This is a genomic window from Brevundimonas sp. AVps5, assembly GCF_058681515.1.
In genome coordinates this window covers 3,119,176-3,141,465 of sequence record NZ_CM178740.1, presented here as the reverse complement: position 1 = coordinate 3,141,465, position 22,290 = coordinate 3,119,176, and the positions used below count along the sequence as shown (strand labels likewise).

Here is a 22,290-nt window from a genome sequence, read left to right as displayed (position 1 = left end):
GACCAGATTTCGTTCGCGAAACGGGAGCTTAAAGCCTTCGCGCCTAGTCTCGGGTCCAAGACCGCAGAAGGCGACCTCATGGCCGGACCCGTCCACTACGAGCTCTATATCCGCAAGACCGCGCCCGCGCCGTGGTCGCTGATGCTGGCGACGGAAGAGCGCAAACACGCCATCGATACGGCCGAGGAGGTCCTGAAGGACAAGCGCGCCGTGGCCGTGCGGGTCACCAAGGAGACTCTGGATCCGGTCACGATGGAGTTCAACAGCCTCACCGTCCTGACCAGGGGGATGCCGGAAGCGCCGAAGAAGAAGCTGGTCAACGCGGACGAGGATCGTCCGAACTGCCTCAGCCCCCAGGATCTGTACGCCCCCCACGCCCGCGAGCTGATCGGGCGGGTGCTGGAAGACTGGCTGGGGCGCAACGGGATCACCGTCTTCGAGCTTTTGCACCGGCCGGACCTGGTCGAACGACTGGAAGCCTCCGGCGTCGAACTGCAGCACGCGATCCAGAAGGTCGCCATCCCCGAAAGCCAGTCGACGGGTCAGGCCTCGCACGAGCTGATTCGCCACTATCAGAAGCTCGTCGAGCAGGCGATGGAATGTGTCGTCGTCGCCGGGCGAAAGGGAAGCTTCCCCGACCTGGCCAACCTGTCGCTGGCCGATCTGGCCCAGAAGCTGGTGGGCGCGCCGGATCGATCTTTCATCATGGGCGGTGTCATCGCCGGCGCCCTGGCGGATGTCCGGGGGGCGCGGCCGCGTCTCGAACGACTGATGGACCTGGCCGACCGGGCGCCAAGCGAGGGCGCGCCGCGCGCCATGGTGATGGTCGCGATCGAACAGATCCTGTGCGAACAGCTGGGCGCGCGGACGAATCTATCGGAAATCCTCGGCCCCGCGCTGGACCAGGGCGGCAATCTGGCGGCCGTGGTGCGGATGGTGGCACCACGCGAGATCGAGATGCTGATCCGCCACGATCCGCGCATGGCCCTGCTGATGCCGTCCGTCGACGGTCCGGCGGCCCGGCTGGGCGCGCGGATAGAGGCCGGCGATTATCCGATCCTCGCCGCCTCCCTGGCCCGTATGGTGCTGCGCGAATTGATGGGGCCGCGCCGCCTGCGGCCCGCCGATGCGCCGGGCGAGATCGACATCCTGCGCACGCTCGCCATGTCGCTGACCGCCACGGCGGGGCGGCTGTTGACGCTGGAAGAGGTCCAGAGCGCCTTCACCGAGCGGTCCAAGAGCCTGGTCACCGCCGATTTCGTCCACGCCTATGTCGTGCCCTGCGAGACTGTCCTGTGCGAGGCCGAACAGCTGACACGCCTGTGCGAGAACGTCACCGGAACGGCGAACAAGCGTTCGGCCGCCCGCTGGCTGGCCGCCTGCGTGACCTCGCTGCGCTTCGAAAGCGAGATGCGCATCAGCGCCCCGACGGCGTCGAGGAAGCTTCAGATCCTGGCCCAGCTGAACCGGTCCGTCGCCGCCGCCGCCCTGTCGGAAAATGATACCGAACACATTCTGACCGCCATCGGCCATGTCGGCGGCGTCGTTGAGGCCGAAGCCAGGCTCACCGCCCAGCTCGCCCGCGCACCGGTCACCGTTCAGCAGAAACTCTCGGCCCTGCTGCGACTCGCGGCCGGCGAGACCGCACCGTTTGGGCCGGCTGCCGATCGGGCCAGGGCGGAGGCGATCAAGATCTTCCGTGCGCCGGAAGCCCGGGCCGCGCTGACGGCCGCGCCGGAAAGCATCGCGCCGCTGAAGGGCTTGATGAAGGCGGCAGGGCTGGCGGCTTGAATCGACCTGTCTCCTCCCTGTGCCGCAGGCGTGGGGACGTGGCTGCGAGCCTCTTCGCGAGCTGACGGAGGGGTTCTGAGTGGCGGCAAGAACCCCTCCGTCTCCTCCGCTTCGCTACGGATCCACCTCCCCGTCGCTGCGCGGCAGGGAGGAGACGCCAGGCCTCAGTCGAAGATGTCGAAGATGCTGTCGCGCTTTTTCTTTTTGTAGCGGTGATCGTCGTCGACGCGATAGCGCGGCTGTTCGCGATACTGCGGTTGCTGCGGGGCCTGGCCCCACGGCTGGCTCTGCGGGGGCGGCGGCGCAAAGGCCTGGGCCGGGGGCGCAGACGCCAGGCCGTCGGCGACGGCGCTCTCCATCAGCTTTTCGAGCTCGTCGCGGTCGCGGCCAGACCCCGCGACAGCTGGGGCCCATGTCGAACTGGACGCCGTTGCGATCCAGGGTCTGCATCCGGGCGCTATCGTTGGGGCACATCAAAAGGGGAAACGGCGGTCTCCTCGGCGACAGGTGTAACTCACAGATGGAGCCTCTGTCTCAATACGCCAAGCGGGGTGTCGCGGCCCCGCCACAATCGCTGCGATCAGTTTTCCGACAGGACGATGACGCGGTCTTCGGGCAGGTAGTCCAGCGCCTCGGACTTGGACGGATTGACCACCACCCCGCCCATGTTGCGGCCGTCGCCGTCCCCTGACTCGCGTTTGCGACAATAGCCGATGGCGGTCTCACCGCGCTGACGGGCGGCTTCGGCGATGGTGTAGAAGGTCAGCGGTCCGGACAGGTCCGCATAGTCGCCGACCGGGCGCATGTAGATTTCCGAACCGTCCTCATCCAGCAGGTCGTCGAAGATCGAGGACAGGTATTCGTTCTCGGAGGCCTGGGCCAGCATCAGGCTGATCAGTTTGTTGGACACCACGAAGTCATCGGCGCGGGTGACCTCGGCCAGTTCGCGGTTGCGGATGTCGATCATCTCCGAGACCACGCTGATGTGGGTGCCAAGCCGCTCCGACAGCTTCCGCAGATGCAGCAGGGTGATCAGGGTGCGCGTATCGGCCGACTGGGCCTCCATGGTGTCGGAATAGCCCAGCACCATGATGGAGTCGTAGCTGACCGGGTCCAGAGCCTCGATCGAGGCCGAATGGCTGGTGTCGATCGTCTTTGCCGTGACCTTCATATTGGTCGAGCCCAGCGGCATTGAGGCGATCTCCTCGGCAAAGCCGGGGGTGTCGCCGGCGACGGTCAGGATCGACCCGGGGCGGACGTATTTTGACAGCTCGTAGGCGATCATCGGACCACGACGGTTCCAGCCGATGATCAGGGTGCGCTCGGCCTTGCGGCGCACGGCCTTGGGCTTGCGGATCGCCGAGGCGTCGACAGCGTCGTCGGGCAGAGGCGTCATTTTGATCGAGGCGTCGTCCTCGGCGATGATGATCGCGCGCGATCCGGCGACGATGACTTCGTCCATCGGCGGATTCATCCGCACCCCGCCGTCGGGATAGCGGATACCGATCAGGGCCGAGTCCTCATAGCCCATGATCGCCTCGCCATAGGTCACGCCCGTCAGCTCCTCGAGCTCGGTCGTGTAGATTTCGCAGCCGTCGAAATCGAGCAGTTCGGAGTAGACCGCCGAGAGGCCGGCCTGGCGGCTGGACTGGACCACGATGCGCGAGATCAGGTCGTCGGCGAGAACCAGCTGGACCTCGTCGCCGCCGACGATCCGGGCGACCTCGGCATTCTTCGCGTCACGCAGTTCCGCGGCGATCAGATAGCGGGCCTCCCGACGCTTCGGATCGTTGGTCAGGGCCAGAACGGACTTGATGACCTGGCTGTCGGGATCGTCGACGCCTTCCGGCGACACGACGATGATCGAGCGGCAGGCCTGGGGGTTCACGATCGAGAGGTCGAACAGGTCGGTCGGATCGCCCGAGCGGCAGATGATCCGGGTGTTCTTGAGATCGGAGACCTTGTCGGCGATCTCGTCCTCCATCTCGACCTTGTCCTTGTTGGCCATGATGACGATGCGCGGATTCTTGCGGCTCTCGTTGGCGATGACCAGTTCGGAGATGATGTCGAAGATCGACGCCGACCAGTTCAGGATGATGGTGTGGTCGCTCTCCAGGACCCGCGAGCGACCCTTGCGGGCCTCGTCGATCTTGGCGTCCAGACCGGCCGAGATGATGGAGATCAGGGCCGAAAAGACCAGGATGCCCATCAGGGTCACGAACAGGGTCAGGAACCTGAACGGCCAGCCGCTATCGCCGCCCATCGTGCCGGCGTCCATCGTCCGCATCAGCGACTGCCAGGCCGCCTCGAAGAAGTTGAATCCACCGTCCGGGCCCATCCGGCTGATCGCCAGGATGGTCGCGGCAAAGAGGATCACCACGAGGGTCACCAGGCTCAGCCAGCCGACCAGGGCGACCGGTCCGCCGGCCATGGAATTGTCGAAACCGTACTTGAGCCGTTCGCCGAGGCTGACGTCGCCGACCTGCTGGCCCTTGGTGGTGTTCGGTTTGGCGGCGGTGCCCTTGCCGGCGCTGCGCGCTGCGTTGGCGCGAGTGATCGATCCCATGGAGCGATGTTTGTCCCTGACTGTCCGCCGCCCCCTGGCCGACGGTACGTCCTGCGACAATTCGCGCACGGACGTTGAGAGACCACGCTTAGTGCGGTTTTCCGGCCTTTGGAAGCTGACGATTTCCGACTAGAAGCCAGGCCTCCGCCCATCGCGGCTTGAGGGCCTCTCATGCGCTATCTGCACACCATGGTCCGGGTCTCCGACCTGGACGACTCCCTGCATTTCTGGACCATCCAGCTCGGGCTGGAGGAGGTGCGCCGGATCGAGAACGAGAAGGGCCGGTTCACCCTCGTCTTCCTGGCCGCGCCGAAGGACAGGGACCGCTCGGCCGCCGAGCGGGCGCCCGAGGTCGAGTTGACCTGGAACTGGGATCCCGAGACCTACACCGGCGGCCGGAATTTCGGTCATCTCGCCTACAAGGTCGATGATATCCATGGGACCTGCCAGCATCTGATGGACTCGGGCGTGGTCATCAACCGCCCGCCCCGGGACGGCCGGATGGCGTTTGTACGATCGCCCGACGGCATCTCGATCGAACTGTTGCAGGAAGGCGAGCCGCTGGCCCCGACAGAGCCCTGGCTGTCGATGCCGAACGTCGGAACCTGGTAGCGGCTCAACGCCCGTAGGCGATGCGGTGGAGGGTCCAGCCGGCCGCGGCGCCGGGGATGACGAGGGCGGCGGCATAGGCCAACGGGAGCCAGCTCATGGCGGTTTCGCCGCTGAACCGCTGCATGATCAGAAAGGCGGCGAGGGCCGAAAGGATCGCTCCGGCCAGCGTGGCGTCGCGCCGCGTGTTCCGTTTCAGCCCGGCCATCAGGAGCCAGACCGGGGTTCCGACGAAAAACAGTCCGACCAGAAACACCGCGAACGCGTAGACCCAGGCTATCGGCAGCACCCACCAGCCTGCCGCCAGCTCGGCAATGCCGGACGAGAAACCCATCGTCAGGGCCAGGAGGCCGAACCCCACCGCCACCAAGGCTGCGCCCGCAGCGGCGGCGGCCGGATAGGCCAGCGCCACCGAAACGATCCCCTTGACCTTCATGAGACGCTCCCCGCCATGCCGACGCTGCGGTAACCCGACGCCATTCCGCCGCGACGGTCAAGACTCAAGCCTCCAATGGTTTCCCACCGTGACGGGCCGGGTCGCGCCGCCTATGTTCGCATCATGTCCGATGCCGACCTCGCCCCGCAGACCGATCGACCTGTGACCCAGGACGGGCCACCGGTCCGGCTGTGGCTGATCGATGCCTCGGCCTACATCTTTCGCGCCTACCACGCCCTGCCGCCCCTGACCCGCAAGTCCGACGGCCTGCCGGTCGGGGCGGTGCAGGGCTACTGCAACATGCTGTGGAAGCTGTTGAAGGACATGAAGGGCGCCGATGGGCCCACCCACCTGGCGGCCATCTTCGACCATTCAGAAAAGACGTTCCGGAACGACCTCTATGACCAGTACAAGGCCAACCGTTCGGCCCCGCCGGAGGACCTGATTCCGCAGTTCCCACTGGTGCGCGAGGCGACGGCGGCGTTCGGGGTCCATTGCGTCGAACTGCCGGGGTACGAGGCCGACGACCTGATCGCGACCTATGCCTGCAAGGTGCGTGACGCGGGGGGCGAGTGCGTCATCGTCTCGTCCGACAAGGACCTGATGCAGCTGATCGGTCCCTCGGTGGTCATGTGGGACCCGATGAAGGACCGCCGTCTGGCCGAGGAGGCGGTGATGGAGAAGTTCGGCGTCACCCCGGACAAGATGATCGACCTGCAGGCCCTGATCGGCGACAGCGTCGACAACGTGCCGGGCGCGCCGGGGATCGGGCCCAAGACCGCCGCCCAGTTGCTGGACGAATACGGCGATCTCGACACGCTTCTGGAGCGGGCCGGGGAGATCAAACAGCCCAAGCGGCGCGAGACCCTGATCAATTTCCGCGACCAGATCCTGCTCAGCCGCCGGCTGGTCCGCCTCGCCTGCGACGCCCCGGCGCCCGAGCCGATCGAGGACTTCAGGGTCCGCGATCCCGATCCGGCGATGCTGGCCGACTTTCTTGAGACGATGGAGTTCCGGTCGCTGCTGCGTCGGGTCGGCGACGGCAGGCTGGAGGGGCACGGCGGCTCTGCCTTCGCGCCCGCCCGGCCGGCACCCCTGACGGCGCCGGTCATCTCGCCCCGCTATGCGCCCCAGGCCATTCCGGAGGGGGTCGAGAAACGGGCGGTCGACACCGGGGCCTACCTCTGTATCCAGACGCTGGAGGCGCTGGACGCCTTCCTGGCGCGGGCGAGCGAGGCGGGGGTGGTCGGGTTCGATACCGAGACCGACGCCCTGTCGGCGACGCATGCGGGGCTGTGCGGGGTCAGCCTGGCGATCGGGCCGAACGACGCCTGCTATGTGCCTTTGGCCCATGAGCACGAGCCGGTGGCGGGGGGCGGGGGGCTGGATTTCGGGGATGCGGTGGAGACCCGGGAGCCGATCCGGCAGCTCGACAAGGCGACGGTTTTAGCCCGGATAAAAATAATTTTGGAGGACTCCGCCGTCCTCAAGGTCGTGCAGAACGGGAAGTATGACCTGGCGGTCATGGCCCGGAACGGGATCCGGGTGGCACCGACCGATGACACCATGCTGATCAGCTACGTCCTGGAGGGCGGGCTGCATGGGCATGGGATGGATGAGCTGTCGAGGCTGCATCTGGGGCATGACCCGATCCCGTTCAAGAGCGTGGCGGGGACCGGCAAATCCCAGAAATCCTTCAAACACGTCGAGCTGAAACCGGCCACCGCCTATGCCGCCGAGGACGCCGATGTGACCCTGCGTCTCTGGCGTCTGCTCAAGCCCCGGCTGGCGGCCGAGGGACTGGCGACCGTCTATGAGACCCTGGAACGCCCCCTGCCCGCCGTCCTCGCCGACATGGAGCTGGAGGGCATCCGCGTCGACCCCGCCCGCCTGCGCCGCCTGTCGTCGGAGTTCGGCCTGCGCATGGCCGAGCTGGAGACCCAGGCCCACGAGATCGCCGGCCGCCCCTTCGCGATCTCGAGCCCCAAACAGATCGGCGAGCTGCTGTTCGGCGAGCTCAACCTGCCCGGCGGCAAGAAGACCGCCTCGGGCCAGTGGGAGACCGGCGCCGCCACCCTCGAAACCCTGGCCCAGGATACCGGCAAGGGGGCCCACCCCCTGCCCCGCGCCATCCTCGACTGGCGCCAGCTGTCCAAGCTCAAGGGCACCTATACGGACGCGCTTGTCGCGGCGATGGATGAGGCCACCGACCGGGTCCACACCAGCTACCAGCTGGCCGCCGCCACCACCGGCCGCCTCGCCTCCTCCGACCCCAATCTGCAGAACATCCCGATCCGCACCGAGACGGGCCGCCAGATCCGTCAGGCCTTCATCGCCCGCGACAACCATGTCCTGATCAGCGCCGACTATTCCCAGATCGAGCTGCGGCTGCTGGCCCATATCGGCGACATCCCCGAGCTGAAACGCGCCTTCAAGGCCGGGATCGACATCCACACGGCCACGGCGTCGGAGATGTTCGGCGTCCCCGTCGACCAGATGGACCCCGAGACCCGCCGCCGCGCCAAGGCCATCAATTTCGGCATCGTCTACGGCATCTCGGCCTTCGGCCTGGCCGCCCAGCTGAACATCGACCAGGGCGAGGCCGGCGCCTATATCAAGACCTATTTCGAGCGCTTCCCCGGCATCCGCACCTATATGGACAAGACCAAAGCCGAGGTCCGCCAGGCGGGGTTCGTCTCCACCGTCTTCGGCCGCCGCATCCACATCCCGGCCATCCATTCCAGATCGGGCGCCGAACGCCAGTTCGGCGAGCGCGCCGCCATCAACGCCCCGATCCAGGGCGCCGCCGCCGACATCATCCGCCGCGCCATGATCCGCATGCCGGCGGCGCTGGACGCGGCCGGACTCGGTGAGGTGAAGATGCTGCTCCAGGTCCACGACGAACTGGTCTTCGAATGCCCGGATGCGTTGGCGGAGACGGCCATCCCCGTCATCCGCCGGGTCATGGAGGGGGCGGCGGAGCCCGCCGTGGCGCTCTCCGTGCCGCTGGTGGTGGAGGCGAGGGCGGCGAAGAACTGGGACGAGGCGCACTAGGAACGCAATCGCCACTTGCTCGAAAGATTCCTAGAAAATCACCGCGCGACGTATCGGGTGCGTCGTATGGAAAGTTGTTTCAAACGCTGACAAAAGGGCACGCGTATAGCGCTGGGCCTCGTTATTGAGATCTCTGTACATTTCGTCCAATTGCGCCGATTCACGACTTAAGCCGTCCAAATAAGTTCTGACCTCGTCTCGCTCTAAAGCACATAGGAATTTATCGTAACTATCACGAATTGGCTGTGTAAGTGTCTTACCGCAGATGACGTCCAGTCTATCAAGCGCGGGAAGGCTCAGCAGCGCTTCTAGAGTTTCACGTTTCATGCTCGGTGTTAAATCTGACGTCATCCCTACGCTGAACAAGCCGCCAGCGTAGAGTAGTTTTCGGGAAAACGTCAACTTGAGCTTCCGGACAGCCCAAGGTTTTGGCTTTGCGCTCTCGTTGGTCTTATGTTCAAAGTCTACCGTAATGGTACGCCAATATCGGATAATGTCATTTAGTAAAAACAGTGTTAGTTTTTGATCGGGTAGGCTTTCCTGAACGTATCGTTCCAGCATTTCCCGTCGCAGACTAACAAAGCCCGGCTCGTTGCTGAGCCATTCTCCTTCCAATAGGAATAGCATACGCCTAGTTATTGTATTATTGCTATCCTCTCCTCCGCCTATGTTTGTGAGCAGAGAATCTCGAGTCACGACGGCGTCGAATGCTCCTCCAAAAGCAGGAGCCTTCTTGACCTCAGATGTTATCGCGTCATGAAAATTCTGAATCCAACTGTGTGGAGCCCCATCGTCGGGCACAACTACGAAATGGTCTAGGTCAGACTGATCGGAAGCTTCTCGACGCGCATACGAGCCGACCGTGATTGCGATGCTATCTGTTGGAATCAACGGTGCAATAGTTGCCCGAAGATTCTGAAGTTTGCCGTCAGAGTATATCGTCGAACGCTCAAATGCTGTGTTCATTAAACAAGTCCCCCGGTTTTCCGTCCCAATGAGTTTCCTTGATGGCCTCTATATGCATAGAAACCTTGCTTTGCTTGTAGCGAGCGCGGTCTTGGCAACCAAAAAAGTCACCCCGATAGTCGATGAAGAAATGCCTGGCTTGGTAGGCGATAGGCGCCTCCAGCTGCCTAGATAGCGCCGTCCAGTTGATGTTTGATACAAGAAGCTCAGATAGATTTTTGCACTTTGCAAATAACGCTTTCTCTGTAGTCAGATAATCATCAGGGCCAACCGAACTTAGGTCCCGCCGGAATGCCTCTTGACATAAATAATCAGCAACCACGCCCTGAGGAGATCGTATGAGATACTTGTAAACGCGATCCTTGTATTTCCAAAAATCGTCGATCTGCTGCTCATCTCTTGTATCTTTTCTACGTATCGCTGCTCGCACTACCATATCGGGTGAGGGAAAACGGCGCTCATATTGAACATAGGCCCAAGAGCGTAGAATTCCTTCAATCGTGTCGAAATTTATTGGGCCACTGAAGAAACCGTCGAACGATTCATTAGCTCCGGACATCAAGTGAACGACAGCGTGGGGATCCACATCGTGCTTCCGAAGTATGGAAGCCACTTCGTGGCCGATGGGTAGTTTCCCCAAGACTATTTGTTCTGTAACCGCGTGATGATTAAGCCCAAAATTCTCTTCGAACACCGGCTCTAGAGTATGCGATAGAGCGCAATGACCAATGTCGTGTAGTAGAGCTGCTGCTAGAACAAGGTTGCGGTCACTCTGTGAGAGCTGTTTTTCGTTGGAGTATATTAATGCAAGCCCAGCGACGCCGATACTGTGTTGGTATCGTGTGTATCGGACGTTTCCATCAGAACCATTTGGCCCGCGGACTAGAAGATAATCTATTCCGCCAAGAAAACGTACTCCTTCAAGCCTTCGAAAGGCTGATGATTTAACAAGCTGAAGAGCTAGGCTTTCGCCGACTATAGCGTCCATTGAAGGCGCGATGAAATCGTAATTATGGTGTGCTGAGCCTGCTTTACTGCTGCCGCGCGGCTCACGAACGCGGGGAATCAGCGGAAACTTCCGTTGCCTTTTTGGTGTCGTCTTCGGTGTGATATTTTCTGGCAACTTAATGCAGGCCGCTATTCAATCGGAGGATAAAAACAAGAAAAGTGCGAGCCGTTTGGTAGTGCGTAGGATTTCTCTCCGCAGATTATCCACGCGTGACCGTTGTCTGGACGGCCTTGGTCCGAAAAGCCCAGCTGTCGAGCAATTTCGCGCATTACGTGGCTGTGCGAGACCGCCAAAACCTTCTGGCCCGCATCCAAAAGTGGACGGAGGCGATCCTCAACGACTTTCTCAATCCGCTTTCGAAAAGCTGTCTCAGATTCGGCTGTATGATCCAGCTCTAGCCTATCCTGGTCTAAACTACTGCCTTTGATCGTTCCCGTCAGGGAGCCGAAATTCCGTTCACGCAGACCGAAGCAGGTCGTGTGCCTGGCGGCGGGAATCCCAAACGTGGAAGCTATAACAGCCGCCGTTGTCGCTGCTCTGCGCAAATCAGAACTAACTATCGTGTCGGGTATGATGCCGAGATCCATTAGGTTTCGGCCAGCCCGAATTGCTTCCAACTTTCCTTGCGCAGTGAGCGTCGGATCAGCCCAACCTGTGTATCTGCCTTCGGCATTAAATTGGCTTTGGCCATGACGTATTAGCACGAGGGTAGACGCGCCTGTAGCGCCAGTAGCCGTCATCGATTTTCGATGTCCTTCTATGGGAAACGAGGGCGATAAATTCTCTGTCTAGGAGAATCGACAATAGATTGGTCCTCGCGCGGCGTCGATTGTGAACTAGCGCACCGGTTCGCCGCAAACATCGAGGAATCCCGCTTAGGCCATCAATGTGCGGGCGGCACGCATGATAACCAGCCACCTGCTGCATCGAGCCTATGGCTTCGGTTTATAGGGTTCCCCAAAAACCGGCTACGGCTCTCACCAAGCGCGGGACCGGTTCGTTTCCTACGTCCAACTTTGACGTAAGCGTCCGTTAGTGGGCCGACATGGCTTCTATCGACAACCCTGAATGGCGCACCTACGGTCAAGCCATGGAGTCGGGACAGCCATTCATCCGCTTGAAGTTGGACATCGACGAGCCGGTCGAAATCAGCGAATTTGTCGCTGCTTTCCTGGCCATTTCTACCCAGTACGACAGGTACATGGCCAAAGAGCATCCGGCCGAGGCAGGCGGCTCCAAGCTCTTCGTCCGCGAGGTCAGGGTTGGCTGCATTGAAGCCGACCTTGTGCCTTGGATTGTGAAGGGCGGCCTTTTCGTCGCGAGCGTTATTGGCGGCCTCTCCATGGCCAACACAGCGCATGAGTTCGCCGAGCGGTATGGCGGTACGCTGAAGAAGCTAGGAAAGCGACGCGGCGAACGACTGCCAGCGCCGACTAAAGCCGAACTGCTGACGGTGATGCAGCAGCTTGCGGCAACTGCCTCAGTGCCCGGGTCTAAGCTGGAGCTCTCGGCGATTGTTATGGAAAACGGAGCCGAGCGGGTCACGGCGTTTCACGCCATAACTTCAAGCGAGGCCTCCATCGCTATCGACAACGCTCAGGCGCAGCGCCACGAGATGGAAAAGACAACCGACGCGGACCACAAACGCGTCCTGCTTCGCTTCACTCGAGCCGACACCAAGCGATCAAAGATCGGCAAGAAAGCTATTGAACAGGCGGTTGTCGAGTCCATCAGCCCAAAGGGGCTTTCGGTCATCTACGCTAGTGACTTAGCAGAGCAGCGTATCCGTCATGAGATCATCGAGCGAGACAGCGTGTTCTGGAAGGGCTTCGTCGTCGACGTGAACGTTGAGTACTCACAGGGCAGGCCGGTAGCCTACCGGGTGATGCACGTTCACGACGTCATCGAACTGCTTGACGAAGACGACGCCTAAGCGCTCCGCGCCGAACCGCCTGAATAACAATCACGGAAATCAAATCAGGCGCGCACGTGGTGAAGCTCGCCCCGGCGCGGCCGTAAGCTTGGTGGCGTCTCGCTAGCCAAGCGCGAGGTCGCCGAGATGACAAAGGACTATGGAGGCCGGGCCCGGGGAAGCCGAGGATCAGCGGATCTTCACCGTTCGCGGTTAGCCTCCACCAGTGCCCCGTCGACCAACGGCCGCTGCAGGGCCCTGGCCTCGGCCCAGTCCGCCCGCATCCAGGTCTCGCACTCTTCCCCGGTCGTCGGGATGACCGGCATGGCCTTGGGGTGGACGGCGCCGACCTCGGCGTTCGGCTCGGTCGTCAGGAAGGCATAGAGGTCGCAGGTCTCTGGCCCCGTCTTCATCTTGCGCACGCAGCTGTGGTCGCGGACGTGGACCCCGGCGAAGAAGGCGAGACGCGCTCGATCTCAGCCAGGCGGCTCTTGTCGCCACAGCGGCCCCCGGCCCCCGCTCACCCCTCCCCCCGCCACACCGCCCCGCCCTTGTCCGCGTCCCGCTCGATGAAACTATAGGCCCCCTTCTTGTGGCGGATCAGGCGGAACCCGGCGCCGGGACCCTCGAACGGGGGGGAGTGGCCGGGGTTGAGGAAGGCCTCGCGGCCGTTGAGGCCGTCGTCCCACGGGACCATCGCATGCAGGGGGCCGCCGCCCGCCTCCTCCCGGAAATGGGACTGGCGCAGGACCATGAGGGTCTCGCGGCCCCGGGGCAGCCTACCCACGGTCGCGGTGGTCGGCGAGGGTGGTGCAGCCCAGACGCCGGAGCTGGATGCCCGCCGCCTGTTGCAGGATGACGCCGGGGGACAGGCGCTCGATCTCGGCCAGGAGGCTGCGGATGCCGCAGCGGCCGTCGGCGCTGGTCAGGTCGAGACCGCGCAGGGGGGCCAGGAGCCGCTCCAGATCGGGGGCGGCGGGGCGGGGGTCGGGGGTGGGGGATGTCATCTGGATATGCCTCGGGAATGGGTGGCCGACCCGGGGGTGGTTCAACACCTCCGAGGGGGTGGAGGCAAGGGGATGTTCCGGGTTTGTTCGGGTTTGTGCACAGGAGTGAGGCAGTAGGCAGTAGGCAGTAGGCAGTGAGAGCCGACTGGCGGTTTCGGGCGCCTGCGATCTTTTTTGAGCCATCAACGGATCGGCGGAATCGACGTGTGATTTCAAGGGTCGGCTCTAATCAGGGGCTTTTTGTGCGCCCTGGGGTGGGGTGGGCGCAGACTGTGGGGCATGGGGAAGCCGAGCAAGCTGAGCGAGGAACAGTGGCAGGCGCTGTTCGAGATGGACCGGGCGGGGGTGAAGCGCGCCGTGCTGGCGGGATGGTACGGGATCACCTTGGGGACCATCGGCTGGCAGGCGCGCAAGCGTGGGCGGATGAAGGGCGGGGATCCTGTGGCCGTCGATCGGCGCAGGCGGCCGGCGCAGGGATGGGCGGAGGACCATGTCTTTGCCCAGAGCCGCAGCGGGATGACGCCCGGACGCTGGCGGGAGCTGCTGGACCGGAGGAACGCCGGGGAGGCGGACGAGGCGCTGGCCTTTGACTATCAGGTACATCCGTCGACGATCGCGGCGGCGGCGAAACGCTATGGGATGCGGAAATGCGATCTGGCGGGGGCGGTGTGGCGGCCGCGCGGGCCGCAGTGGGGGTCGGCGCCGGCGCGGCCGGAGCTGGGCTTTCGCATCGACCGGAACGACGCGCGGGTGCATCGGGAGGCGGTCGCCCGGCTGGTGCTGGCGGCGGCGCTGAAGGGGCGGATGGACGATATCCGCGAACTGCTGAGGACCTCGGCGGCGCTGGACACCCTGATCCCCGACCCCTGGCGTGCTAGACGGCACCGATGAGATCAGAGTCCTTCGATGTGGTGGTGGTCGGCGCGGGCGCGGCCGGGATGATGTGTGCGGCCGAGTCCGGGCGGCGGGGGCGGCGGGTGCTGGTCCTCGATCACGCGCGGGCGCCGGGGGAGAAGATCCGCATCAGTGGCGGGGGGCGGTGCAACTTCACCAACACCGGGACGACGGTGGCGAACTTCCTGGGGGAGAACCCGCGGTTCGCGGCGTCGGCGCTCGGGCGGTTCACGGTGGCGGACTTTGTGGCGCGGGTGGATCGGGCGGGGATCGCCTGGCACGAGAAGACCCTGGGCCAGCTGTTCTGCGACGACAGCGCGAAACAGATCGTGGGGATGCTGACCGGGGCGATGCGGGAGGCGGGGGTGGTGCTGAGGCTGGGGCTCGGCGTGGCCTCGGTGGCGCGCGAGGGGGACGGGTTTGCCCTGGTCCTGTCGGACGGGGGGGCTGTGCGGTGTGCGTCGCTGGTGGTGGCCTCGGGCGGCAAGTCGATCCCCAAGATGGGGGCGACGGGCTGGGGCTATGACCTCGCGCGGCAGTTCGGCCTGCGGGTGACCGAGACGCGGCCGGCCCTGGTGCCGCTGACGTTCGAGGCGGGGCTGCTGGAGCAGACGACACCGCTGGCGGGGGTGGCGGTGGATGTGTCCGTTACGGCCAACCCGGCCTCAAGTAGCCCAAAGGGCGGTAGGCCCACGTTCAATGAAGCCATGCTGTTTACGCACAGGGGGCTGTCGGGGCCGGCGATCCTGCAGATCAGCTCCTACTGGCGCGAGGGGGAGGCGATCACGGTGAGGATGGCGCCGGGCGTCGACGTGCTGGCGCGGCTGAAGGCGGCCAAGGCCGAGAACGGAGGCAAACAGGCGGTGCACACGGCGCTGGGCCATATCGTGCCGCGGCGGCTGGCCGAGGTCCTGACCGCGCGCGAGGGCGCCGGCGGCAAGCTGGCCGAGGTCGGGGACAAGGTGCTGGCGCGGCTGGATGCGGCCGTGAACGCCTGGACCGTCAAGCCGGTGGGGTCGGAGGGCTATCGCACCGCCGAGGTCACCCTGGGCGGGGTGGCGACGGACGCGCTGGACCAGCAGACGATGGCCGCGAAGTCCGTGCCCGGCCTCTATTTCATCGGCGAGGTGGTGGACGTCACCGGCTGGCTGGGCGGCTATAATTTCCAGTGGGCGTGGTCGTCAGGCTGGGCGGCGGGACAGGCCTGCGAGGGCCTGGGTTGACCGGTCAGCCCGCGCATTCGTTCAGCACCCGGGCGATCGACGGATCCCACGGCACGACGATGGCCTCGCCCGAGGCCTGGACGCCGAACTTCGCCTGGGTCGTCTTCAGGACGGCGAGCCGCGGGTCGGTGCCGGTGACGTCAATGGCGCGCATGGCGGCCCCTGCGTTCGAGCCGGTGGCGCTGAAGGTCTCGGTCTTCGCTTCGGTGTAGAGGCGGACCTCTCCGTCCTCGGCAGGGTTCTGGATGGTCCAGTTGATATAGGCCTCGCCCGAGCCGGTGTTGCAGCCGATCGCGAGCGTATCGGCGTAGTCCGGGGAGGTGAACAGCACGCCCACGGTGGCGCCGTCGCCGACATCTTCCCAGCGACCGGACAGGGGCGCGCCGGCCAGGAGTTCTGCGGCGACCGGCAGTTCGTTGCCGGGCGAGTCCGGATCGGACGCGGGCACCGTCGATGGATCGGCGCCCGGAGCCGTGTCCCGGGCGTCTTCCGGAGCGGCCGGTTGTGTGCAGGCCCCAAGCATCAGGACCGACGCGAGCATCAGAGTGCGGATCATCATGGCCTGTCCTCCGTCGACCGGCATATCAGCCGGAAATCACTCTGAGAACGACAATCTTCAGACGGAAGCTGACGGCTACGGCCCCGCAGCGGTCAGTGCGCCTCGGGCGGCCGGGCGGCGGGGTCGAGGTAGTCGCTTTCGGCGTGCCGCGTCCTCAACGAACGGTTCCGTCAGCCGGTGCGAGAAACCGACTTGCGGTTTAGCGGGTACCGATCACTTCGGCCGTGTATCTTGCCGACAAGTCCTGCCCGGAGACCCAGACCAGATCCGCGTTCTCGCACCAGACCTTGGCCATAGCGCCAACCAGATGCTCCCGACCGCTCATCGTCTCGCGCGATCCAAACACATCCCATTCAACGCCCCGTCGGGGTGCTACCGGCCGGAACTCGCCGCAAACCAGGTTCCGTCTGGTGCCGTCCAAATCCTCGTCAACGGTCAGACGGACGTTCCGGAACGCCGTGACCAAGCTCGGATTGAGCCGCTTCAAGTCCGCGACCGATGCTTGAACCAGAGTTTCTTGCGACTCGTTGATCGTCGGATCGGAAGCGAGTAGCGCGACGATCAAAAAGAGAGGGGCGAGCATTGGCTGTCTCCGGCTGAGTGTTGCAGTTGATATTGCTTGCCCGCTGATCCCGTCGAAGACCAAGACGTATGGTGACCTAGTGCAGCGATGGGCGATTCCCACGCAGGACGCCTCACTAGCCGACCACGGGGGGGGGTCGCCAAGGCAAGCGAGATTGGCGAGGCCGCCGATTTCCCTCCTGACGTGGCCTGCGCGTCCGGAGGGGCCTGTGACCTAGGTCACTTCTCATTCTGGCGATCGTTGTGAGAAGGTCCCAAGAGGTCATGTCCGTCTTTCAGACCTTGTCGGACAGCGACGTCGATCTGCCCTATTTCACCTTCTCCTTACTGTTCGTCGGCCGTTCCATAAACGCTGGCGCGAGGATTGGCTGCTGGGTGAGATGGAAGACGGCTGGCGCTGTGTCGGCGGCCTTGGTCGAACAGCCAGAGCTCGGCCTGAGCGGCGCAACTTCAATTCGCGGGTGACGTATGCAAGCGACGGATCGCACACGGCCACCGGCGATGGGCCACATAAGCGTTCGGCCGGACGAATTGACCTCCCGCCAGCGCGAAGTACTGGAACTGCTGCTCGTCGGGCAGACGAACAAGGAAATCGCCCGCTCGCTCCGGATTTCTCCCTTCACGGTTCGGGCTCACGTCTCCGCCGTGCTCAGGCATTTTCGCGTGGCCCGCCGCCAGGACCTATCTACTGCGTACATGGTGCCGGAGCTCGCGGGGCCGTCCACTACGGCTGCTGGCGTGGCGCAGCTTTTCATGAACAGGTCGTCGGACTCTGGTTCGGGACGCAACCGGCCGGGCAGAAGATCGGTGTTGAAGGGAGCTTGGCAACGACCCGTTTTCGCGGCCGGCCTAGTCTTGGCTGCCGCTTGGGCCGCCACCAACATGGAGCTCAATGCCTTCCAGCCCCAGGCGTCCGGCGAAGAGATGTCGGCCGAGATCCATTTCCTTCGGACACCCTCGCTGCCGCGCTCCGCAGATTTCGTCGCGTTCGCAGAGTCCACAGCAGAGACGAAGCTAACGGCGCTCAGCATGGTCAATCTCCGGTTCGACCCGACGCGGATCGAAGGGGTCGAATGCCTTGGATATGCGGGCATCTCTCGCGACCAAGAGGGCATGCCAGCCGCGACCGCCTCCGCCATCCTCAAGGGCTATGTGTGCAAACATCCTTCCAGGCCGCAGACAGCGGTCCATATCAGCGCTGTCATCCCGGAAAAATCACACGACTTCGCGAACTCGGAAGCGTTGATCAACCTCGTTCGTGACTTGAGGGACTCGTCCTCGTTCAACCCGTGAGGAACGATCGAGTCTCGGGATGGGCCATTACCTCCCCGCACCCGAAATAGCGTCGCCCCGAGCTCTGTGAGCCCAAATGGAGCCGAGTTTAGGGTCGGGGTCAGCGGCTGAAATTGTATTGGAGTGACAACCCCGTCTCGCCCCGCTCAGAAGATGAATGCGACCAGGCTTGCCGCTGGATATCCCGCGACGATCACGATGGGCTGAATGAGGTTCGCGCGGCGTCGTCCCGGCGCCGAGAGCGAACTCTTCGAACCGCCCCTTTGAGTCACAACCTGACTTCCGCCCCGGTCTTTCCGACCTCAGAGTCGACATCACCGGCTGGCTGGGGGGCTATAAACTTAGGTTTGAACCGCCTCAGTGCGCCTCGGGCGGCCGGGCGGCGGGGTCGTGGTAGTCGCTTCCGGCGTGGTGGTCGGCCGAGAGGACGAAGCGGCGGTCGCAGTAGCCGCACTCGACGAAATCCTCGCCCCCCATGTCGAGATAGACCAGGGGATGCCCCAGAACCCCGCCGCCGTCGCAGGCCACGCGTTTGGTGGAGACCGTGATCTCCTCGGGCGGGAGGACGAGTTGATCGGGATGGCGCGGCGGCATTGATCGGTCCGTGGTCTTGGCGCGAGAGGGCGTGACGCCTAGTTAGACGGCCTGCCCCCGCGCCGAAAGCCCCCAAGCGCGTCCATGGACGCGCGCCGAAAGAATCCGATGACCGAGACCGAAGCCCTGCCCGTCAACGCCATCGAGGTGCACGGGCTGGAAAAGACCTATGCCGGCTCGAAGAAGTCGCCGCCGAAGACGGCCCTGCGCGTGGTCGATCTGGTCATTCCGCGGGGGTCGATGTTCGGCCTGCTGGGCCCGAACGGGGCGGGCAAGTCGACCCTGATCAACATCCTGGCGGGCATCGTCAACAAGACCGGCGGGACGGCGGCCATCTGGGGCCGGGACATCGACGAGCGGCCGCGGGACGCGCGCGCGGCCCTCGGCGTCGTGCCGCAGGAGATCGTGGCCGACGTCTTCTTCACCCCCCGGGAGGCGCTGGAGGTCCAGGCCGGATTCTATGGCGTGCCAAAGGCGGAGCGGCGGTCGGACGAACTGCTGGCGGCGCTGGGTCTGTCGGACAAGGCCGACGCCTATGTGCGGGCTCTGTCGGGCGGGATGAAGCGACGGCTGATGGTGGCCAAGGCCCTGGTGCACAATCCGCCGATCCTGATCCTCGACGAACCCACGGCGGGGGTGGACGTCGAGCTGCGGCGCCAGCTGTGGGAATACGTCCGCCGCATCAACGCCGAGGGGGTGACCATCCTGCTGACCACCCACTATCTGGAGGAGGCGCAGGAGCTGTGTGACACCATCGCGATCATGAACCGGGGCGAGGTCGTGGCCTGCGAACCTACGCCGCAGCTGTTGCGCCGGCTGGATACGCGGAACGTCGTGGTGACGCCCGAGCATCCGCTTGACGGTGTGCCGACCGTGGCCGGGTTCGACGTGGTGGCGCGGGCCAACGGTGCCTTCTCGATCAGCTACAAAAAGGGTCAATCGTCGGTCGAGCATGTGCTGGCCGCCGTGCGCGCCGCCGGGATCACGATCTCGGACATCACCACCGAGGATCCCGACCTGGAGGACGTCTTCCTGGCCCTGACCTATGGCGATGCGAACGCGGTCAGTCCCACGAAGGACTGAGCGGGTTTTCGAACTGTCCGAGACGGATGGGGAGCGGTCACTCCGCGGGTTTGGCGACTGAACCGCGAGTGACCCGCCTGTTCAGCCGAGACCTCTGCCGCGTACGACGCTCAGCCGTCGTAGCTGACTGCCGGGTGCAACTCATATGGCCTCGCTCCATCAACAAGAGGGCCTTTTGGAGCCGGGCCGAGATTGCGTGATGGTGCCAGAGCCAGCGCGCCGTCGCCCAGCAACACCTGCGCGATGCAAAGGACGAGCAGGTAGGCGGGATATTCCCAGCCACCTCCCGGCGCGGTGAATACCCAGCCATTGGTCCAATGGACAGTCACGAGCGCTCCGAGCATGAACGGTGCCAGCGCCGCAGCCGCCGGTCGAGCATGAATGCCCATGACCAGCATAAGTCCACCGACCACTTCGACTGCGAAGGTCAGATAAGCGAGCCATTCCGGCAAGCCAACCGAGTGAAAGAACGCAGCCGTTCCAGAAAGCCCGAAAGTCATCAGCTTCAGGAGCAGGCTGTGAGCAAGAAACATGATGCCGAGGGCGACCCGCAGAAGCGCGATTCCCCAAGCGGCCGAGCGGGTTTGTTCGGACATGACTGCGTTTTCCAGGGAATACGAATTACACGTGGCGCAGACCTACGCCGGGATTTGAGGCGAAGTTTTTTCAAATGGCAGAAGCTGAAGGATGCCAAACGTCAGCTCGATGATGAGAAAGCCCGACAGCAGCGGGCTGGCCCCGTTTATCAGCGCATGGATCATCGCCGCGCTGAACATCAACCGGGCGACCGCGTCGTAGCGGGCCAACCAGACCAAGCCGGACCGCAGGCGCAAGACTGCCCAGACAATGACGACCGAGCCGAAAAAGTTTGCATAAAGGACACCTTCGGGCGGCAGTGTCAGCATCGGACCCAGGCCAAGGGCCCTGTGGATCGTTGCGAACAGTGCGTAGAGCAGGACCAGCGTCCACGGTGTGGCAAAGACTGCTGTGACGACCAGGTCATACCAGGCGCTGGCCAAAGAGATGCGTCGATAGGTGTTGAAGCCGATCATTTGTCCCTCCTCGGTCTGATTCCGGCTGGGCCGCCCGATATTTCCAGGAATCGCTCGACGTCAGCTAGCCCCGTTGCTTGACCGGGCAAGTCGACACACCGATCAACTTGTAGCCGAGGCAGGTTCCGACCAAAGTCGTACCGATCATGTAGACACCAGTGAGAGCGAATCCGACCGTAGCTATCAGAGGCACGGGGGCGATGAAGGCGGCGACAAACAATGCGACAGCGGCGATTGCACGGAGAACGCGGTCGGCGTTTCCGAGATTCTTTTTGAAGGAAAACATGAGCAGGCTCCTGATGATGAGTAGAAGACGTCGTGATTGTTGGGTTTTGTGAAGTTGAGTTCGTTGTCTTGTCTCGAGTTCCGGCGATTCCAACTGTGACGGAGACCTTTTTGGGCCTGGCTGACCGCACCGACCATCCAGAGATGACAGCACCGTCAGCGCAGACCGGTCACGGTGCGGGCGGAACAGCCGGGGCGAGGGTCTGGATGACGGCGCGGGCTGCGGCCTTGACGGCCGCCTCGCCGCCCATCGTTTCAGCGGCGTTGGCCACAGCGAGCACGCCGTTCTCACTGCCGGGGAACAGGGCCACGAAAGCGAACCAGTTGCCGTCGGAGCCGCCGTGGGTGAGGGCGGGACCGGCCCGGCCGGAGATCTGCGGCGGGACGCCCCAACCCATGGCCACGATGCTGTCGCCGCGCGGCGTGTGCATCAGCCGATAGGTTTCAGGCTTGAGCAGCTTGCCGCGGCCCGCTTCGCCGGCCATCTGGTCGATACAGAACCTCGCCCAGTCGGCCAGGGTCATGCGCACGCCGCCTGCGGGCAGGATCATCTGTGGGTTCCCGTCTGCGGCGACAGACATCCGCCCATCGATGTGGCCGGTCGTCTCGCCGGCGTCGGGGATTTGGTTGAAGACAGCGGTGGTCATGCCCAGAGGGCCGAAAACCTCCTCCTGCATCAGCGTCTCATAGGATTTTCCGGTCGCCTGTTCGGCAATGGCACCCGCCAGAATCAAGCCGGTGTTGGAATAGCTGGGCTCGCCTCGGGTCGGGCCGACCGGCGCATCTGCGACTGCCAGGCGCAGATAGGCCAAACGTTGTTCCTGAAGCGGCCGGGTATCGGTGAAGAAGGTCCGGAAATAGGCTTCGTCGCTATGGTTCTCGGGCAGGCCCGCCCGATGCGACATCAGGTCGACCAGAGTCACGTCGCGATATTCCGGTCGCATCTCCGCTGCCAGGTCGGGCAGCATCTCCGACAAGGGGGCTTCCCAGCTCAGCACGCCCCGTTCCACCAGTCGGGCGATCATCGTGACCGTCATCGCCTTGCTGTCGGACCCCAGGTTCCAGAGGTCGTCGATGGTCGCCGGCGACTCCGACCCCAGCGCGTCAATCCCGGCCACCGCCTGATCGACGACCTCGCCGTTGCGGATGACCAGCACGCCGACGGCCGGGACGGTCTTGCCCTCCATCGCGGCGGCGAGGGTCGCAGGCAGGGGCGGCACCCCCGAAGTCTGCTGGGCCACGGTCGGGGTGGCGGCCAGTGCAGCACCGAGGCAGAGAAAAAGGGCAGTACGGGTCATGGGGGCTCCAACCGGGCCGGTGTTGAATATGTTCACCGGTCTATTAGATCCACGCACCAGTGTTCTTAGAAGACGGC

At 63.9% G+C, this 22,290-nt stretch carries 23 protein-coding genes and 1 pseudogene; 8 read left to right on the top strand and 16 right to left on the bottom strand.

The window, feature by feature from the left end; translation table 11 throughout:
- The first annotated feature begins 78 nt into the window (after window positions 1-78).
- On the top strand, window positions 79-1,791 hold the full coding sequence (locus ACW18A_RS15925) for a hypothetical protein (protein ID WP_492022682.1): 1,713 nt from the start codon (window positions 79-81) through the stop codon (window positions 1,789-1,791).
- Between the two features lie 164 nt (window positions 1,792-1,955).
- On the opposite strand, the gene ACW18A_RS15920 is transcribed toward ACW18A_RS15925, so the two are convergent.
- Entirely contained in the window at window positions 1,956-2,150 is a 195-nt protein-coding gene (locus tag ACW18A_RS15920) for a hypothetical protein (RefSeq protein WP_492024421.1), read from the bottom strand.
- A gap of 221 nt (window positions 2,151-2,371) precedes the next feature.
- Window positions 2,372-4,357 (bottom strand): CASTOR/POLLUX-related putative ion channel, encoded by a 1,986-nt coding sequence (locus tag ACW18A_RS15915; RefSeq protein WP_492022681.1) that lies wholly within the window; start codon window positions 4,355-4,357, stop codon window positions 2,372-2,374.
- Between the two features lie 171 nt (window positions 4,358-4,528).
- Between ACW18A_RS15915 and ACW18A_RS15910 the strand changes: the two genes are divergently transcribed.
- Window positions 4,529-4,969 (top strand): VOC family protein, encoded by a 441-nt coding sequence (locus ACW18A_RS15910; protein ID WP_492022680.1) that lies wholly within the window; start codon window positions 4,529-4,531, stop codon window positions 4,967-4,969.
- A 4-nt stretch (window positions 4,970-4,973) separates the two neighbouring features.
- Here ACW18A_RS15910 and ACW18A_RS15905 read toward each other — a convergent pair whose 3' ends face one another.
- On the bottom strand, window positions 4,974-5,402 hold the full coding sequence (locus ACW18A_RS15905) for a hypothetical protein (RefSeq protein ID WP_492022679.1): 429 nt from the start codon (window positions 5,400-5,402) through the stop codon (window positions 4,974-4,976).
- Window positions 5,403-5,525: 123 nt separating this feature from the next.
- Between ACW18A_RS15905 and polA the strand changes: the two genes are divergently transcribed.
- Window positions 5,526-8,456 carry a DNA polymerase I gene (gene polA / locus ACW18A_RS15900; protein ID WP_492024413.1) on the top strand — a complete coding sequence of 977 codons (2,931 nt, stop codon included), beginning with the start codon at window positions 5,526-5,528 and terminating at the stop codon, window positions 8,454-8,456.
- Window positions 8,457-8,486: 30 nt separating this feature from the next.
- Here polA and ACW18A_RS15895 read toward each other — a convergent pair whose 3' ends face one another.
- The 3 genes and pseudogenes from ACW18A_RS15895 to ACW18A_RS15885 all read right to left on the bottom strand — a co-directional run.
- On the bottom strand, window positions 8,487-9,422 hold the full coding sequence (locus ACW18A_RS15895; RefSeq protein WP_492022678.1) for a hypothetical protein: 936 nt from the start codon (window positions 9,420-9,422) through the stop codon (window positions 8,487-8,489).
- On the bottom strand, window positions 9,406-10,545 hold the full coding sequence (locus ACW18A_RS15890; RefSeq protein WP_492022677.1) for an HD domain-containing protein: 1,140 nt from the start codon (window positions 10,543-10,545) through the stop codon (window positions 9,406-9,408). Before ACW18A_RS15890 ends, ACW18A_RS15895 begins: the two co-directional genes overlap by 17 nt.
- A 14-nt stretch (window positions 10,546-10,559) precedes the next feature.
- Window positions 10,560-11,078, bottom strand: a pseudogene (locus ACW18A_RS15885) (histidine phosphatase family protein); the annotation flags it as partial.
- 398 nt (window positions 11,079-11,476) lie between these two features.
- On the opposite strand from ACW18A_RS15885, the gene ACW18A_RS15880 reads away from it, so the two are divergent.
- Entirely contained in the window at window positions 11,477-12,364 is an 888-nt protein-coding gene (locus tag ACW18A_RS15880) for a hypothetical protein (protein WP_492022676.1), read from the top strand.
- A 179-nt stretch (window positions 12,365-12,543) separates the two neighbouring features.
- Here ACW18A_RS15880 and ACW18A_RS15875 read toward each other — a convergent pair whose 3' ends face one another.
- The 3 genes from ACW18A_RS15875 to ACW18A_RS15865 all read right to left on the bottom strand — a co-directional run bounded on the left by ACW18A_RS15875 (window position 12,544) and on the right by ACW18A_RS15865 (window position 13,350).
- Window positions 12,544-12,765, bottom strand: coding sequence for a hypothetical protein (locus ACW18A_RS15875; RefSeq protein WP_492022675.1), 222 nt, complete (start codon window positions 12,763-12,765; stop codon window positions 12,544-12,546).
- 98 nt (window positions 12,766-12,863) lie between these two features.
- Window positions 12,864-13,130, bottom strand: a complete 267-nt coding sequence (locus ACW18A_RS15870; RefSeq protein WP_492022674.1) for a hypothetical protein — start codon at window positions 13,128-13,130, stop codon at window positions 12,864-12,866.
- On the bottom strand, window positions 13,123-13,350 hold the full coding sequence (locus ACW18A_RS15865; protein WP_492022673.1) for a hypothetical protein: 228 nt from the start codon (window positions 13,348-13,350) through the stop codon (window positions 13,123-13,125). The genes ACW18A_RS15870 and ACW18A_RS15865 overlap by 8 nt, the downstream gene beginning before the upstream one ends.
- A gap of 279 nt (window positions 13,351-13,629) precedes the next feature.
- Here ACW18A_RS15865 and ACW18A_RS15860 point away from each other — a divergent pair, with 279 nt between their 5' ends.
- On the top strand, window positions 13,630-14,241 hold the full coding sequence (locus ACW18A_RS15860) for a hypothetical protein (RefSeq protein ID WP_492022672.1): 612 nt from the start codon (window positions 13,630-13,632) through the stop codon (window positions 14,239-14,241).
- A complete protein-coding gene (locus ACW18A_RS15855; RefSeq protein ID WP_492022671.1) occupies window positions 14,238-15,467 on the top strand; it encodes a BaiN/RdsA family NAD(P)/FAD-dependent oxidoreductase in 1,230 nt (409 codons plus the stop codon). Before ACW18A_RS15860 ends, ACW18A_RS15855 begins: the two co-directional genes overlap by 4 nt.
- A gap of 4 nt (window positions 15,468-15,471) precedes the next feature.
- Here the strand turns inward: ACW18A_RS15855 and ACW18A_RS15850 are convergent, their stop codons facing one another.
- Both ACW18A_RS15850 and ACW18A_RS15845 read right to left on the bottom strand, forming a co-directional pair.
- Window positions 15,472-16,026, bottom strand: a complete 555-nt coding sequence (locus ACW18A_RS15850) for a hypothetical protein (RefSeq protein ID WP_492022670.1) — start codon at window positions 16,024-16,026, stop codon at window positions 15,472-15,474.
- Between the two features lie 199 nt (window positions 16,027-16,225).
- Window positions 16,226-16,609 (bottom strand): hypothetical protein, encoded by a 384-nt coding sequence (locus ACW18A_RS15845; protein ID WP_492022669.1) that lies wholly within the window; start codon window positions 16,607-16,609, stop codon window positions 16,226-16,228.
- A gap of 530 nt (window positions 16,610-17,139) precedes the next feature.
- On the opposite strand from ACW18A_RS15845, the gene ACW18A_RS15840 reads away from it, so the two are divergent.
- Entirely contained in the window at window positions 17,140-17,901 is a 762-nt protein-coding gene (locus ACW18A_RS15840; protein ID WP_492022668.1) for a response regulator transcription factor, read from the top strand.
- A gap of 357 nt (window positions 17,902-18,258) precedes the next feature.
- Here ACW18A_RS15840 and ACW18A_RS15835 read toward each other — a convergent pair whose 3' ends face one another.
- Window positions 18,259-18,495, bottom strand: coding sequence for a zinc-finger domain-containing protein (locus ACW18A_RS15835; RefSeq protein WP_492022667.1), 237 nt, complete (start codon window positions 18,493-18,495; stop codon window positions 18,259-18,261).
- A gap of 108 nt (window positions 18,496-18,603) precedes the next feature.
- Here ACW18A_RS15835 and ACW18A_RS15830 point away from each other — a divergent pair, with 108 nt between their 5' ends.
- Window positions 18,604-19,578 (top strand): ABC transporter ATP-binding protein, encoded by a 975-nt coding sequence (locus tag ACW18A_RS15830; protein WP_492022666.1) that lies wholly within the window; start codon window positions 18,604-18,606, stop codon window positions 19,576-19,578.
- 110 nt (window positions 19,579-19,688) lie between these two features.
- On the opposite strand, the gene ACW18A_RS15825 is transcribed toward ACW18A_RS15830, so the two are convergent.
- The 4 genes from ACW18A_RS15825 to ACW18A_RS15810 all read right to left on the bottom strand — a co-directional run bounded on the left by ACW18A_RS15825 (window position 19,689) and on the right by ACW18A_RS15810 (window position 22,213).
- Window positions 19,689-20,174: a DoxX family protein gene (locus ACW18A_RS15825; protein WP_492022665.1), complete on the bottom strand. Its 486-nt coding sequence runs from the start codon at window positions 20,172-20,174 to the stop codon at window positions 19,689-19,691.
- 42 nt (window positions 20,175-20,216) lie between these two features.
- Entirely contained in the window at window positions 20,217-20,630 is a 414-nt protein-coding gene (locus tag ACW18A_RS15820) for a hypothetical protein (protein ID WP_492022664.1), read from the bottom strand.
- A gap of 64 nt (window positions 20,631-20,694) precedes the next feature.
- Window positions 20,695-20,916, bottom strand: a complete 222-nt coding sequence (locus ACW18A_RS15815) for a YgaP family membrane protein (RefSeq protein ID WP_492022663.1) — start codon at window positions 20,914-20,916, stop codon at window positions 20,695-20,697.
- 169 nt (window positions 20,917-21,085) lie between these two features.
- A complete protein-coding gene (locus ACW18A_RS15810; protein WP_492022662.1) occupies window positions 21,086-22,213 on the bottom strand; it encodes a serine hydrolase domain-containing protein in 1,128 nt (375 codons plus the stop codon).
- Between the last annotated feature and the right edge of the window lie 77 nt (window positions 22,214-22,290).

What these genes read in the sequence shown, in the direction of transcription:
- ACW18A_RS15925 (WP_492022682.1), top strand. Translation starts at nt 79, where the DNA reads ATGGCCGGACCCGTCCACTACGAGCTCTATATCCGCAAGACCGCGCCC.
- ACW18A_RS15920 (WP_492024421.1), bottom strand. Translation starts at nt 2,150, where the DNA reads ATGGAGAGCGCCGTCGCCGACGGCCTGGCGTCTGCGCCCCCGGCCCAG.
- ACW18A_RS15915 (WP_492022681.1), bottom strand. Translation starts at nt 4,357, where the DNA reads ATGGGATCGATCACTCGCGCCAACGCAGCGCGCAGCGCCGGCAAGGGC.
- ACW18A_RS15910 (WP_492022680.1), top strand. Translation starts at nt 4,529, where the DNA reads ATGCGCTATCTGCACACCATGGTCCGGGTCTCCGACCTGGACGACTCC.
- ACW18A_RS15905 (WP_492022679.1), bottom strand. Translation starts at nt 5,402, where the DNA reads ATGAAGGTCAAGGGGATCGTTTCGGTGGCGCTGGCCTATCCGGCCGCC.
- polA (WP_492024413.1), top strand. Translation starts at nt 5,526, where the DNA reads ATGTCCGATGCCGACCTCGCCCCGCAGACCGATCGACCTGTGACCCAG.
- ACW18A_RS15895 (WP_492022678.1), bottom strand. Translation starts at nt 9,422, where the DNA reads ATGAACACAGCATTTGAGCGTTCGACGATATACTCTGACGGCAAACTT.
- ACW18A_RS15880 (WP_492022676.1), top strand. Translation starts at nt 11,477, where the DNA reads ATGGCTTCTATCGACAACCCTGAATGGCGCACCTACGGTCAAGCCATG.
- ACW18A_RS15865 (WP_492022673.1), bottom strand. Translation starts at nt 13,350, where the DNA reads ATGACATCCCCCACCCCCGACCCCCGCCCCGCCGCCCCCGATCTGGAG.
- ACW18A_RS15860 (WP_492022672.1), top strand. Translation starts at nt 13,630, where the DNA reads ATGGGGAAGCCGAGCAAGCTGAGCGAGGAACAGTGGCAGGCGCTGTTC.
- ACW18A_RS15855 (WP_492022671.1), top strand. Translation starts at nt 14,238, where the DNA reads ATGAGATCAGAGTCCTTCGATGTGGTGGTGGTCGGCGCGGGCGCGGCC.
- ACW18A_RS15850 (WP_492022670.1), bottom strand. Translation starts at nt 16,026, where the DNA reads ATGATGATCCGCACTCTGATGCTCGCGTCGGTCCTGATGCTTGGGGCC.
- ACW18A_RS15845 (WP_492022669.1), bottom strand. Translation starts at nt 16,609, where the DNA reads ATGCTCGCCCCTCTCTTTTTGATCGTCGCGCTACTCGCTTCCGATCCG.
- ACW18A_RS15835 (WP_492022667.1), bottom strand. Translation starts at nt 18,495, where the DNA reads ATGCCGCCGCGCCATCCCGATCAACTCGTCCTCCCGCCCGAGGAGATC.
- ACW18A_RS15830 (WP_492022666.1), top strand. Translation starts at nt 18,604, where the DNA reads ATGACCGAGACCGAAGCCCTGCCCGTCAACGCCATCGAGGTGCACGGG.
- ACW18A_RS15825 (WP_492022665.1), bottom strand. Translation starts at nt 20,174, where the DNA reads ATGTCCGAACAAACCCGCTCGGCCGCTTGGGGAATCGCGCTTCTGCGG.
- ACW18A_RS15820 (WP_492022664.1), bottom strand. Translation starts at nt 20,630, where the DNA reads ATGATCGGCTTCAACACCTATCGACGCATCTCTTTGGCCAGCGCCTGG.
- ACW18A_RS15815 (WP_492022663.1), bottom strand. Translation starts at nt 20,916, where the DNA reads ATGTTTTCCTTCAAAAAGAATCTCGGAAACGCCGACCGCGTTCTCCGT.
- ACW18A_RS15810 (WP_492022662.1), bottom strand. Translation starts at nt 22,213, where the DNA reads ATGACCCGTACTGCCCTTTTTCTCTGCCTCGGTGCTGCACTGGCCGCC.